The organism is Bacillus sp. GW821-FHT01G09, from assembly GCF_059422205.1.
The window spans coordinates 791,770-804,306 of sequence record NZ_JBWKWL010000001.1; the positions used below are offsets into that span (position 1 = coordinate 791,770).

The following is a 12,537-nucleotide window of genomic DNA, read 5'->3' on the forward strand; positions in this document are numbered from 1 at the left end:
TATCTATCATAATGACTTCTCCCCTATTTCACAAGATACCGCAAGAAGGCGTTTTCTTTCTTATTATACGCTTCCGCCCCGATTTCATTAGGTTTCTGCTTTCACTTGAACGAACAGGTACAGAAAAATTTTTTTAAGTACATTACACTTTTTAAAAGTTAAAAAGATCTTTTGACTCCAGGTATCTTTTCCTTTATTATGAATCAGCTCGAAACATTCCATTCTTGCCCTTGCAGGTATAAAGATTCATTTTCAAAAACATACGCCGATATATTAATTTGAGGGAGATTAGGGAAAAAATGAAACTTTTTGAGCATCTGATCGTCAAATACTCATGTGATTGTCGAAAAAACGGGAAGGGAATTTTTGATATGCTGCAATTAATGAAACAGCTGTATGAAAAACCCGCTGTCAAGTGGACATGTCATACAGGCTTTTATTTGATGATACTGCTTGTTTTGTTTTTTATGTATGGTTTTCACACCGCGAATACCGGTTCATATATTTATAACGATTTCTAATTGGAGAGAGAATAACTATGAAACTTTTACATGCTATTCAAACACATGCGGAAACTTATCCGCAAACCGATGCCTTCCGCTCTCAAGGCCAGTCGCTCACGTATCAGGAATTATGGGAGCAGTCTGACCGCGCGGCTGCCGCGATCCAAAAACGCATTTCTGGGGAAAAGAAATCTCCTATCCTTGTGTACGGCCACATGGAGCCGCACATGCTTGTTTCCTTTTTGGGAAGTGTCAAAGCGGGACATCCTTATATTCCGGTTGACCTGTCTATTCCGCCTGAACGGATTGCGAAAATTATCGAAAGCTCTGGAGCAGAATTGCTGATCCATGCAGCAGGACTCTCAATTGATGCAGTCGGCCAGCAGATTCAGACAGTTTCTGCGGAAGAACTGCTGGAAAACGAAGGCGGCTCTGTCAGCCAAGATCAATGGGTTAAGGAACACGAAACGTTTTATATCATTTACACTTCCGGGAGCACAGGAAATCCGAAAGGCGTGCAGATTTCCGCTGCGAATCTTCAAAGCTTCACAGACTGGATTTGTGCAGACTTTCCAGTCAGCGGAGGAAAAATATTTTTAAACCAAGCACCGTTCTCATTTGATTTGTCTGTCATGGACCTATATCCGTGCCTTCAATCAGGCGGGACTTTACATTGCGTGACAAAGGATGCTGTGAACAAGCCGAAAGTCTTATTTGAAGAGCTGAAGAAGTCCGGGCTGAATGTGTGGACATCAACACCTTCCTTTGTTCAAATGTGCCTGATGGATCCGGGTTTTTCACAGGATCTGCTGCCTCATGCGGACACATTTATGTTTTGCGGAGAGGTTCTTCCGGTTTCTGTGGCAAAAGCGCTGCTTGAGCGTTTTCCGAAAGCGAAGATTTTTAATACGTACGGCCCGACTGAAGCGACAGTGGCTGTCACATCGGTTGAAATTACGGATGACGTCATCAGCCGCAGCGAATCGCTTCCAGTGGGCTTCGCCAAACCAGATATGAACATTTTTATTATGGATGAAGAGGGACAGCCGCTTCCTGATGGAGAAAAAGGAGAAATCGTCATTGCAGGGCCGAGTGTAAGCCGAGGCTACCTTGGTGAGCCAGAGCTGACGGAAAAAGCGTTTTTCTCTCATGAAGGCCAGTGGGCATACCGAACTGGCGATGCCGGCTTTATTCAAGACGGTCAGATTTTCTGCCAAGGACGTTTGGATTTTCAGATTAAACTTCACGGCTATCGAATGGAGCTGGAGGAAATCGAGTTCCATGTCAGACAGTCACAGTACGTTCGTTCTGCTGTCGTGATTCCTTATCAGCCAAACGGAACAGTTGAGTACCTGATCGCTGCTATTGTGCCTGAGGAGCATGAGTTCGAGAAGGAATTCCAGCTGACAAGCGCTATTAAAAAAGAGCTTGCCGCTTCTCTTCCGGCATATATGATCCCGAGAAAATTTATCTATCAGGATCACATTCAAATGACGGCTAACGGCAAAATTGACCGAAAACGCATTGGCGAAGAGGTTCTTGTATGACGCCTTACAGCTCGTTTTTATTCTTTATACTGCTTGGCATTCTTCTTCTGCCGACGATCATTCTCGGCTTAAACGGAAAAAGATTTCAAGCATACAACATGTTCATATCTATCATTATATTGGCTTTAATTTTTTCGCACGACTTACACGGGGTCATCGCGCTGTGCCTGTTTACAATATGGCAGGTGCTCCTGATCAGCGGCTATCTGGCATACCGGCAGAAAGCGAACAGCGGCTTTGTCTTTTGCGGAGCTGTTATCGCGTCTATTCTGCCTTTATTTCTGTCAAAAATATGGCCGTTTCTTTCACACCCGCAGCCGCATCATCCGCCGCATAACCTGATCAGCTTTTTAGGGATTTCATATTTAACCTTTAAAGGCGTTCAGCTGATTATGGAAGCAAGAGACGGACTGCTGAAAGAACAGCTGCCATTGCACCGCCTGCTGTATTTCATCCTGTTTTTCCCGACGATTTCCTCCGGCCCGATCGACAGATACCGCCGGTTCGTCAAGGATGAACAGAAGGCTTGGACGAAAGAAGAATACGCCGACCTGTTGTATACGGGAATCCATAAAATCTTCATCGGTTTCCTGTATAAATTTATTATCGGCTACGCGATCAATACGTACTTCATCATGAATCTTCCCGCAATCACGCACAATAAGATTCTTGGGAACCTGCTGTACATGTATGGCTACAGCATGTATTTATTCTTTGATTTCGCCGGCTACACGATGTTTGCCGTCGGGGTCAGCTACATTATGGGCATTAAATCACCAGAAAACTTTAATAAACCATTTATCAGTAAAAATATTAAAGATTTCTGGAATCGCTGGCATATGTCTCTGTCATTTTGGTTCAGAGATTATGTGTTTATGAGATTCGTATTTTGGATGACTAAGAAAAAGTGGATCAAAAACCGTATGGCCGTCTCTAACATCGGGTATTTCCTGCTGTTTATGCTGATGGGGGTTTGGCACGGGCTCGCGCCGCAATATATCATCTACGGCCTTTATCACGCCGTGCTGATGACATGTTACAACTTTTTTGAGAAGTGGAATAAGAAATATAAATGGCTGCCGTCCAACCGCTGGACAACCATTCTCGCTATTGTGATCACATTCCATTTCGTTTGCTTCGGGTTTTATATTTTCTCAGGAAAACCATTTCATCACCACCATTAAAGGAGATTAGAAAGCTATGGATTTTAAACAAGAGGTATTAGACGTTTTAGCAGAGGTTTGCCAGGATGACATCGTAAAGGAAAATCCTGATATTGAAATTTTTGAAGAAGGTTTGCTTGATTCTTTTGGAACAGTAGAATTGCTGCTTGCGATTGAAAACCGTTTTGATATTTTAGTGCCGATCACTGAATTTGACCGGGACGTTTGGAATACACCTAACAACATTGTAAATCAGCTGTCTGAGTTGAAATAATGAAAAAGCGTTTTTTCGGTCCAATTATTTTGGCGTTTATTCTATTCGCAGGCGCCATCGCAATTCCATCTTCATGGCTGACAGGCTTCATCACCGATAAGCGTGTGAAAGAGTCAGCAACAGCCTTGAATCCGAGTATGTTTCAAGGGCTATATTTACAAGATCAGATGCTCAAAGATCCGACATATCTTCCGATTTACGGGTCTTCTGAGCTTTCTCGGCTGGACGAGTTCCACCCATCTAATTATTTTCAGGTAAACAATGAGGGATTCACGCCATACCTTGTCGGCAAAGGCGGATCCCAGTCATTGATTCATTCTTTAAACTTCGCTGCCCATATGGATCAGCTGAAGGGCAAAAAAATCGTATTCATCGTGTCTCCGCAATGGTTTATTAAGCGCGGGTCTGATGAACAGCATTTCGCGCCGAACTATTCTGCGCTGCAAGGGCTTGATTTAGCATTTAACGATAAGATCGACCCTGAAATTAAAAAGAAAATGATGAAACGCATGCTGCGCTTTAAGGCTGTGCAAAACGATGCCATTCTTTCTGAGCTGTACAAAGCAATGGTAAACGGCCAGACGTGGAAAGTGAACGCGCTGAAGCCGGCGGCGAAAGTGTATTACAGCATGCTGGAAAAGAAAGATCTGTATTATTCAACGACAGAATCATCCGGGCCAAAGCGCTATATCTCGCAGTCAGTAAAGGATAAGTCATGGTCTGAATTGAATAAACTAGCGGATCAATCGGGCAAACGCCACTCCGGTTCTAACGATTTTCACATCGACAACCCTGTCTATAAAAAGCTGAAGCCGAAAGTGCCTAAGCTGAAAGGGAAAAACAAAGGAAGATCGTATGCGGTGTCACCGGAATATGGCGACTTTGAAATGATGCTCGATATCCTGAAGGATGCGGGCGCAGAGCCTATGTTTGTCACCATTCCTGTTAACGGGAAATGGTACGATTACACGGGCTTCCCGAAAAAAGGACGCACTGACTATTACAAAAAGGTAAATAAACAAATCAGAGCGAAGGGCTTCCAGGTTGCTGATTTCTCAGGGCATGAATATGACCCGTATTTCATGAAAGACACCATTCACATCGGCTGGAAAGGCTGGGTGTATGTCGATAAAGCAATTGACGAATTTTATAAAACCGGAAAAGTCACTTCATCCTGAGCATCTCATAGGACGCGGCTGCATATTTCCTGCTAAGATTTGAAATAGTAAAGGAATCACAGCCAACTTAATTAAGAGGTGTTACATCCAATGAAGATGACAGGCAATACGGTTTTAATCACAGGGGGTTCTGCTGGCATCGGGCTTGAACTGGCCAAGCGCCTGCTGGAAATTGGCAATGAAGTTATCATTTGCGGACGCAGCGAAGCACGTCTTGCAGAAGCGAAGCAGCAGCTCCCAAACATCCATACAAAGCAATGTGATGTTGCAGACCGTTCGCAGCGGGAAGCATTGTATGAATGGGCTTTAAAGGAATATCCGAACTTGAATGTCCTCGTCAACAACGCCGGCATTCAAAAGGAAATTGACTTTAAAAAAGGGACAGAGGATCTTTTTGTGGACGGTGATGAAATTGAACTTAATTTCCAAGCGCCTGTCCATTTATCCGCCCTTTTCACACCTCATTTGATGAAGCAGCCTGAAGCGGCAATCGTTCAGGTCACATCCGGGCTTGCGTTTAACCCGTTAGCTGTTTATCCGGTGTACTGCGCAACAAAAGCAGCACTTCACTCGTTCTCGCTTACGCTCAGACACCAGCTCCGCGACACGAGCGTGGAAGTGATTGAAATGGCACCGCCTATGGTGGACACGGGCTTAAACCAAAAATCACGCGATAAACAAGGCCTGACGTACCGGGGCATTTCATCTGAAGAATATGTTCAATATTTCTTGGACGGCTTGAAGGAAGGCAAACAGGAGATTACAAATGAACGTGTTGAAGGTCTTCGGGATGCCACTCGCGCCGATTATGACAGGTTATTCGAGCATATGAACACGCAGGAGAATTAATTTCTCCTGCTTTTTTCATATGAATTTCTTACAAATTTGAGCAAACCTATTGCGATTATTTGTTGAAGGTATACAATAGAATATAATTATTTTCAAATAAGTTTGATAATATAAACAATTTAACAGCAGGGAGATTGACCATGACTAAACAAACGATTCGCGTTGAATTGACATCAACAAAAAAACCGAAACCAGACCCAAATCAGCTTTCGTTCGGAAGAGTGTTTACAGACCACATGTTTGTAATGGACTATGCGGCAGATAAAGGTTGGTACGATCCAAGAATCATTCCTTATCAACCCTTATCAATGGATCCGGCCGCAATGGTCTATCACTACGGCCAAACCGTGTTTGAAGGGTTAAAGGCTTACGTGTCAGAGGATGACCATGTTCTGCTTTTCAGACCGGAAAAAAATATGGAACGCCTGAATCAATCAAACGACCGCCTCTGCATCCCGCAAATTGATGAAGAACAGGTTCTTGAAGGCTTAAAGCAGCTTGTCGCAATTGATAAAGACTGGATTCCAAATGCGGAGGGCACGTCCCTTTACATCCGTCCGTTCATCATCGCAACCGAGCCTTTCCTTGGTGTTGCGGCATCTCATACGTATAAGCTCTTGATCATTCTTTCTCCGGTCGGCTCTTATTACAAAGAAGGCATTAAGCCGGTCAAAATCGCTGTTGAAAGTGAATTTGTCCGTGCGGTAAAAGGCGGAACAGGAAATGCCAAAACCGCAGGAAACTATGCTTCAAGCTTAAAAGCGCAGCAGGTAGCCGAAGAGAAAGGATTTTCCCAAGTGCTTTGGCTGGACGGCATTGAGAAGAAATACATCGAAGAAGTCGGAAGCATGAACATCTTCTTCAAAATCAACGGTGAAATCGTAACGCCGATGCTGAACGGAAGCATCCTGGAAGGCATTACGCGCAATTCAGTCATCGCCTTGCTTAAGCATTGGGGCCTTCAAGTTTCAGAACGAAAAATTGCGATCGATGAGGTCATCCAAGCCCATAAAGACGGCATCCTGGAAGAAGCCTTCGGAACTGGTACAGCAGCTGTTATTTCCCCAGTCGGCGAGCTGATTTGGCAGGATGAAACACTTTCGATCAACAACGGTGAAACAGGGGAAATCGCAAAAAAACTATATGACACGATTACAGGCATTCAAAAAGGCGCTGTCGCAGACGAATTCGGATGGACGACCGAAGTCGCAGCGCTGACTGAAAGCAAATAAGAAAAAAGCCGGCCCATTACAGGCCGGCTTTTTTTACGCTTCAATTTTGTTGAAAAACTGCGGCAGATACGCTTTGTGCGCCTCCAGCATTTCGTCTAAAATCTGTTTGGCCACAGTATCGGACGGGACAAGCGGGTTAATCGTCATGGCAAGGAGTGCAGTTTGGTAGTCACCTGTAACTGCCGCTTCTGCCGCGACACGTTCAAAGGATTTGATTTGCTGGACGAGGCCGCGGACAGACACCGGCAAGTCGCCGACAGCAATTGGCTTAGGGCCAGTTTTCGTCATCACACAGTTCACTTCAACTGCGGAATCGTCTGGAATGCTCGCTATTGCACCATTATTGATTGTGTTCACCGGCTGAATGTCATGTTTATCATTATAAATGGAGCTGATTAAGTTACATGCTGCATCACTGTAGTAAGCTCCGCCCCGTTTTTCCAGCTGCGGCGGTTTAATCGCAAGGTTTGGATCTTTATAAAGCTCGAACAGCTCTTTTTCGACCTTCTGCACGACTTCAGCGCGGGTGCCCTCCGTTTGTGATGCTTCCAGTTCGTGCTCCAGCATCTCTTTTGTTTTGAAATAGTAACGGTGATAGCCGCAAGGGATTACATTGAGCGCTTTTAAGAAATCCGGTTCCCATTCGGCGCCTGAGATATTTTTCATTGTCATCGCGTTTTTCGGGTCGCCCATCGCCTCGATGACTTGCTCCTTCACACTTACGCCGTCCAAGAAAACATCCAGCCCAAATACCATATGGTTCAGTCCGGCGAATTGGACTTCTACGCGGTCCACATCTACATCAAGCGCTTTGGCTACGCCCATTTTGATGCCGATTGGAACATTACAGAGACCGACGACTTTCTTCAGGTTGGAGTAGCGAAGCAAGGCTTCTGTTACCATGCCGGCAGGGTTTGTGAAGTTAACAAGCCAAGCGTTCGGGCAAAGCTCTTCTATGTCCTTTGCGATCTCAAGGATGACCGGAATTGTGCGCAATCCTTTAAACAGGCCTCCCGGGCCGTTTGTTTCCTGGCCAATTACACCATATTTTAGCGGAATGCGCTCATCCTTTGCTCTTGCCTGCAAAAGTCCGACGCGGAATTGGGTCGTGACAAAGTCTGCGTCTTTCAGCGCTTTTCTCCGGTCGAGCGTAAGATGAATGTCAATCGGGACGCCAGCTTTTTCAACCATCCGTTTGGCGAGTGTGCCGACAATATTCAGCTTTTCTTCGCCCTCGGGGATATCGACAAGCCATAATTCACGGACAGGCAGCTCATCATACCGTTTAATGAACCCCTCCACTAGCTCGGGCGTATAGCTTGAACCTCCACCAATCGTTACAATCTTCAATCCTTTTGTCATATGCTTGCTCCCCTTTGCTCGGTGATTTTTTCATATAACTCAATGATCTCTGCAGCCATATCCTTCACTGTCATTGCATTCATTAAATGATCCTGTGCATGAACCATCAGAAGCGTCATTTCCGTCTTTTCTCCGCCCGCTTCATTTTGGATCAGCTCTGTCTGATAATGATGGGCTTTTGACAATTCTTCAGCAGCGTCTTGAAGCTTTTTCCGCGCTTCTTCTGCGTCACCGCTTTTCGCAGCGGCAATGGCCTCCATTGCGGAGCTTCTACCGTTTCCTCCGTGAAGGATGATTTGAAAAATGATTTGTTCCATTTCCTCATTCACGCGATTCACTTCCTTTCTCTACAGAGCCGCTTCTTTGTCATCTGATGCTGCAGGCGTTTTGACCAGCTCCAGATCGTTTTCTTCTTTCAGCTTCTGCTTATCCCACATTCTGAAGAATGGATAGTAGACAACAAAGGACACGGCAATATTAATGGCTTGCATGACCGCGCCTGAGACTTTTCCTCCAGTCGCCAAATAGCCTGAAAAGATCGGCGGCATGGTCCACGGCACTGCGATACCCGCCGGTTTGGCGACAAGGCCGGTGCTCATTCCGATGTACGTGAGTGTCACTGTGACAAGCGGCGTGATGATAAACGGAAGTAAGAGCATTGGGTTCATGACGATCGGCATTCCGAATATAATCGGTTCGTTAATATTGAAGATGGCCGGGCCGACCGCAAGCTTGCCGAGCTGCTTCATTTGTTTGCTTCGGGCGCGCAGGAACATCGTGACAACCAGTGCCAATGTGGCGCCGCTTCCGCCGATATTGACCCAGATATCGAAAAATTGCTGGGTGAAAATCTTAGGAAGCTCCTCACCGGCTTGGAATGCGATCCGGTTGGCATCCATTGCGCCGTACCAAATCGGTGCCATGACGCCGCCGACAATGTTTGCACCGTGAAGGCCGCAGGCCCATAAAAGCATTTTGACGGCTTCGGCGACAAGGCTTCCTCCAAGGCTTCCTCCCAGAATGGAAAGCGGAGTCCCCAATAAAACGCTTACAATATTATGAAGGCTTTCAAACGGTGTCGCTTCAACAATCAGCCGGGCTGCCCAAATCAGGAAGATGACGGCAAAGCCGGGGATTAACGCGACAAATGACTTGCTTACCGCCGGCGGAACACCGTCCGGCATTTTGAAGACTAAATTGCGCTGGATAATGAGGCGGTAAATCTCTGTGGACACCATTGCGATAATCATGGCGACAAACAGGCCTTTGCTTCCCATGAGCGAAAGCGGAATCCCGCCGCCAACCATGATTTCTTTCGTCGCGCCATCCGGCATAAACGGCACTTGATAAGGTGTTGCTAATAAAAATGCCGCAAGGGAAATGGCTCCGGCCGACAAGGCATCAACGCCGTATTTCTCGGCGAGCCGGTAGGCGATGCCGAACGCGGCGACAAGACCCATAATTTCAAAGGTCGCGTCGACTGGGTAGGCCAGTTTTTCAGACCAGGAGCTGCCAAACGTTTTTGCCATAAACTCAGCGTATCCCGGGATCGGGAGGTTGCCAATGATGAGGAAAAAGGAACCGATGATAATCAGGGGCATCGTGAGGATGATACCATCACGCAGCGCCTGCAAATGACGCTGTCCCGCAATTCTTCCCGCTATAGGCATGACCTTTTCTTCTAAGATCTGATTGACTTTATTCACATAGCCCGCCCCTCTCTATGACACATGTCCAAGCTGTTCAGCTGATTTCAGCACTTCCGCCCCATTGCACGTGCCATAATGGACGGTATTAATGACGTCTACCGGAACCCCCTTTGACTCTCCTAATTTTTTGAGCTGCGGAAGCATGTAACGGACTTGCGGACCGAGAAGCAATACATCCGCTTTATCGATATGATTTTGTACAGAATCGCCTGAAACTGCCCAAATGGTATAGTCTTTTCCCTGTTCCTGCGCACTTTTTTCCATCTTGCTCACCAGTAAGCTAGTAGACATGCCTGCTGCACAAACGAGTAATATATTCATGTAAAAGACCCCCTAGAGTTTGATCAATTTTGTAATATCCTGCTGTTGCTATCATCATATTATGAAATCGCTTTCATAAACACTCAGGGTTTTTCCGCAGGCAACGGAAAAAAGGTATATACAGGCTGTCAGCTCAGCATTTTTTGGTCAAACACATCCGAAAGCTCTTGATACGAACGGCATTTGACCAGCTGGTTCACCGCCGCCGGGTCATCCAAAATGCTGCCAAGCAGTTTATACATGCTTTGCAAATCCGCTTTGTTCTCCTTTTCGACACAAAGCAGGCAGACAAATTGAACTCGCTGACGCTCCCAATCGATCGGTTTTTTGAGCGTACAAACAGCCCAAAACGTTGTTTTCGTCTGCGGAACAAGCGGGTGCGGGATGGCAACTAGATTGCCAAAACACGTTGGCGACATGTCTTCTCTTTCAAAAATGGAATCTATGATTTCTTCATCGGCAAAGCCGCATTCGACCGCTTTCTGCCCTAAAAATTGAATCACTTCTTCTTTTGAGCGCAGATCCTCCTGAAAAAAAACGAGTTCTTTTTTTAGGTAGCGATTGGCTTTTTCCTTTTCATCACTCAGAATAGATTCTATTTTTGTAAAGTCAGTTCCGCCTAAGATGGTGTTAACCTTCAGTACTGGTACAGGGAGCTCTTTTTTAATCGGAATGGTGCTGATGACAAAATCAATTGATTCGTAGGACATTTGATCAAGACTATAATATTCAGCCGTTCCAAGAATATCGAGCCGCTTGCCGAAATGGGAACGCAGTTTTTCGCGCAGAAGCTGGGCGCTTCCGGCACCCGATGCGCATACAATGATACAGCGTTTCGGCGGACTTTCTGTTTTTTTTCGTTCAATCGCGGCGCCAAAGTGGAGAGCCAAATATCCAATTTCGTTTTCATGAATCTCAATACCCGTTTGTTCCTTTATCACGATTCCGGCAATGATCCCGGCTTCAAAAGCGAGTGGATAATGTTCCTTGATCGCTGCCAGCATCGGATTTCGAAGATTCATGCCGTATCGGTTGCGGCTGATCGCCGGCTTCATATGCAGGGCCAAGCCGATTTTCAGCTCTTTGTCATGCAGGATGCCAAGCTTCAGTTCACGATCAACAGCTTTGATCATGGCAAGTGTCAGCTGATCGGTTTCCTCTTCTATTGAAAATGTGTCCTCTCCGCATTGTGATTGTGTCATTCGTTTTGTGCCAAGGAGATGCATGGTGATGTAGGCCGTCTCGTCTTTCGGAAACGTAACGGCAAGCGCTGATTCCAGCTCTTTTACGATGGCTTCTGCAGCCTGGTACTCCTTTTGATGCAGGATATGATCCATATCTTTCGGGAAAAGAGAAACATAGTTTTCCGTTCTGATCCGTTTACAGGCGATAGCGATATGGATAATGAGGTTATTCAGTCCCATGTTGGACAGAGGGATGCGGTCGTTTTTCATTTTTTTCAAGATGGCGGAACGGATGATCTCAATTTCTTCTTTTGGCAAAATATCAGCCTTTTCATTTAAAACATCTATCTCCGTTTCTCTTTCATCAACAATGTACTCCGCCATGCAGTACCTCATCTGCACCTCGTTCCCGCGCAGCTTGAAGCCGTAATTCGGACGTGTTTCCATGACGATGCGGTAAGGCAGCAGACGTTTCTTTACTTCCTTTAAATCCGTTTGGAGTGTAGATTTTGAGATAAATAGTTCTTCAGCAAGTTCATCGAGCTTGAGATAATGGTCCGCCAGCAGCAGACGTTTCATAAGATAGGCCATTCTCTCCTCCGGCAATACCGGCAGGCCCTTTTTTTGCTGAAATACATCTTGCAGCAGTGTTCTGAATACTTGCTCGTCATCAATGCGGAGCTTGTAGCCGGAGCCTCTTACAGATTGTACAAAGGCACCGTGGCCGCTTAGCACACCTTGCAGTTCCTTTATATCATTGCGGACTGTCCGCGTCGTTACGTTTAATTGCGCGGCAAAAAACGAACTTGTCACCGGGGCTTCAGCCGCCATCAGCAAGCGCAGAATATCACGAAGTCGCCCATGAAGCATGAGAAAAACCTCCTATCTAGTAGATGCAGGGATTCAGTGAATAGGCAGAAAGGATGATGAAGGGATGCGAAATGTATATAAATTCTATAATGGAGAGAATGGCAAGTCAATGAGCATCCGGAGGACTAGAGGGAAAACTGACCTATAAAAAACAGCCGGGGTCAGCCGGCTGTTCTAGATGCGGACATATTCTTTTGTTTAGACGCCTTGCGGTCCTTCATGATTTTTCGAACAATCGGGTAAATGACCGGCGCCCATTTGATAACGGTTTTGATCATCTTTTTCAAAGCTCCGATTCTCCCTTCTTTTTTCTCAACCATTCCCCTGATTGCCTCTTCCTTAAAC

At 45.8% G+C, this 12,537-nt stretch carries 14 protein-coding genes; 7 read left to right on the forward strand and 7 right to left on the reverse strand.

All coding sequences use genetic code 11. The features are described 5' to 3' along the window. Nucleotides 1-87: 87 nt before the first annotated feature. Complete coding sequence (locus AC07VD_RS03960; protein ID WP_003227332.1) at nt 88-222, reverse strand: hypothetical protein; 135 nt, start codon at nt 220-222, stop codon at nt 88-90. A gap of 149 nt (nt 223-371) precedes the next feature. Between AC07VD_RS03960 and AC07VD_RS03965 the strand changes: the two genes are divergently transcribed. The 7 genes from AC07VD_RS03965 to AC07VD_RS03995 all read left to right on the forward strand — a co-directional run bounded on the left by AC07VD_RS03965 (nt 372) and on the right by AC07VD_RS03995 (nt 6,746). After that, complete coding sequence (locus tag AC07VD_RS03965; RefSeq protein ID WP_003227330.1) at nt 372-521, forward strand: teichoic acid D-Ala incorporation-associated protein DltX; 150 nt, start codon at nt 372-374, stop codon at nt 519-521. A gap of 17 nt (nt 522-538) precedes the next feature. Then, nucleotides 539-2,050 (forward strand): D-alanine--poly(phosphoribitol) ligase subunit DltA, encoded by a 1,512-nt coding sequence (gene dltA / locus AC07VD_RS03970; RefSeq protein WP_217017274.1) that lies wholly within the window; start codon nt 539-541, stop codon nt 2,048-2,050. Next, nucleotides 2,047-3,234: a D-alanyl-lipoteichoic acid biosynthesis protein DltB gene (dltB, locus tag AC07VD_RS03975; protein ID WP_003227327.1), complete on the forward strand. Its 1,188-nt coding sequence runs from the start codon at nt 2,047-2,049 to the stop codon at nt 3,232-3,234. Before dltA ends, dltB begins: the two co-directional genes overlap by 4 nt. Nucleotides 3,235-3,250: 16 nt before the next feature. Then, complete coding sequence (gene dltC, locus AC07VD_RS03980) at nt 3,251-3,487, forward strand: D-alanine--poly(phosphoribitol) ligase subunit 2 (protein WP_003227325.1); 237 nt, start codon at nt 3,251-3,253, stop codon at nt 3,485-3,487. Continuing rightward, nucleotides 3,487-4,665: a D-alanyl-lipoteichoic acid biosynthesis protein DltD gene (gene dltD, locus AC07VD_RS03985; protein ID WP_144500462.1), complete on the forward strand. Its 1,179-nt coding sequence runs from the start codon at nt 3,487-3,489 to the stop codon at nt 4,663-4,665. Before dltC ends, dltD begins: the two co-directional genes overlap by 1 nt. Before the next feature lie 90 nt (nt 4,666-4,755). After that, on the forward strand, nt 4,756-5,514 hold the full coding sequence (locus tag AC07VD_RS03990) for an SDR family oxidoreductase (protein ID WP_041850366.1): 759 nt from the start codon (nt 4,756-4,758) through the stop codon (nt 5,512-5,514). A 140-nt stretch (nt 5,515-5,654) separates the two neighbouring features. After that, nucleotides 5,655-6,746 (forward strand): branched-chain amino acid aminotransferase, encoded by a 1,092-nt coding sequence (locus tag AC07VD_RS03995; protein ID WP_003244231.1) that lies wholly within the window; start codon nt 5,655-5,657, stop codon nt 6,744-6,746. A 33-nt stretch (nt 6,747-6,779) separates the two neighbouring features. Here the strand turns inward: AC07VD_RS03995 and licH are convergent, their stop codons facing one another. From licH to yxzF, 6 genes are all read right to left on the reverse strand, one after another. Beyond that, nucleotides 6,780-8,108, reverse strand: coding sequence for a 6-phospho-beta-glucosidase LicH (gene licH, locus AC07VD_RS04000; RefSeq protein ID WP_003244285.1), 1,329 nt, complete (start codon nt 8,106-8,108; stop codon nt 6,780-6,782). Then, complete coding sequence (licA, locus tag AC07VD_RS04005; protein WP_003227313.1) at nt 8,105-8,437, reverse strand: PTS lichenan transporter subunit IIA; 333 nt, start codon at nt 8,435-8,437, stop codon at nt 8,105-8,107. Before licA ends, licH begins: the two co-directional genes overlap by 4 nt. Nucleotides 8,438-8,455: 18 nt before the next feature. After that, on the reverse strand, nt 8,456-9,814 hold the full coding sequence (gene licC, locus AC07VD_RS04010) for a PTS lichenan transporter subunit IIC (RefSeq protein WP_014481302.1): 1,359 nt from the start codon (nt 9,812-9,814) through the stop codon (nt 8,456-8,458). A 15-nt stretch (nt 9,815-9,829) separates the two neighbouring features. Then, on the reverse strand, nt 9,830-10,138 hold the full coding sequence (gene licB / locus AC07VD_RS04015) for a PTS lichenan transporter subunit IIB (protein WP_003218755.1): 309 nt from the start codon (nt 10,136-10,138) through the stop codon (nt 9,830-9,832). Nucleotides 10,139-10,266: 128 nt separating this feature from the next. Beyond that, complete coding sequence (licR, locus tag AC07VD_RS04020) at nt 10,267-12,192, reverse strand: transcriptional regulator LicR (protein ID WP_217017276.1); 1,926 nt, start codon at nt 12,190-12,192, stop codon at nt 10,267-10,269. Between the two features lie 161 nt (nt 12,193-12,353). Continuing rightward, entirely contained in the window at nt 12,354-12,479 is a 126-nt protein-coding gene (yxzF, locus tag AC07VD_RS04025) for a small protein YxzF (RefSeq protein WP_003218759.1), read from the reverse strand. Nucleotides 12,480-12,537: the final 58 nt, after the last annotated feature.

Coding starts and splice junctions, on each gene's coding strand:
- AC07VD_RS03960 (WP_003227332.1), bottom strand. CDS start 222: ATGGAATGTTTCGAGCTGATTCATAATAAAGGAAAAGATACCTGGAGT.
- AC07VD_RS03965 (WP_003227330.1), top strand. CDS start 372: ATGCTGCAATTAATGAAACAGCTGTATGAAAAACCCGCTGTCAAGTGG.
- dltA (WP_217017274.1), top strand. CDS start 539: ATGAAACTTTTACATGCTATTCAAACACATGCGGAAACTTATCCGCAA.
- dltB (WP_003227327.1), top strand. CDS start 2,047: ATGACGCCTTACAGCTCGTTTTTATTCTTTATACTGCTTGGCATTCTT.
- dltC (WP_003227325.1), top strand. CDS start 3,251: ATGGATTTTAAACAAGAGGTATTAGACGTTTTAGCAGAGGTTTGCCAG.
- dltD (WP_144500462.1), top strand. CDS start 3,487: ATGAAAAAGCGTTTTTTCGGTCCAATTATTTTGGCGTTTATTCTATTC.
- AC07VD_RS03990 (WP_041850366.1), top strand. CDS start 4,756: ATGAAGATGACAGGCAATACGGTTTTAATCACAGGGGGTTCTGCTGGC.
- AC07VD_RS03995 (WP_003244231.1), top strand. CDS start 5,655: ATGACTAAACAAACGATTCGCGTTGAATTGACATCAACAAAAAAACCG.
- licH (WP_003244285.1), bottom strand. CDS start 8,108: ATGACAAAAGGATTGAAGATTGTAACGATTGGTGGAGGTTCAAGCTAT.
- licB (WP_003218755.1), bottom strand. CDS start 10,138: ATGAATATATTACTCGTTTGTGCAGCAGGCATGTCTACTAGCTTACTG.
- licR (WP_217017276.1), bottom strand. CDS start 12,192: ATGCTTCATGGGCGACTTCGTGATATTCTGCGCTTGCTGATGGCGGCT.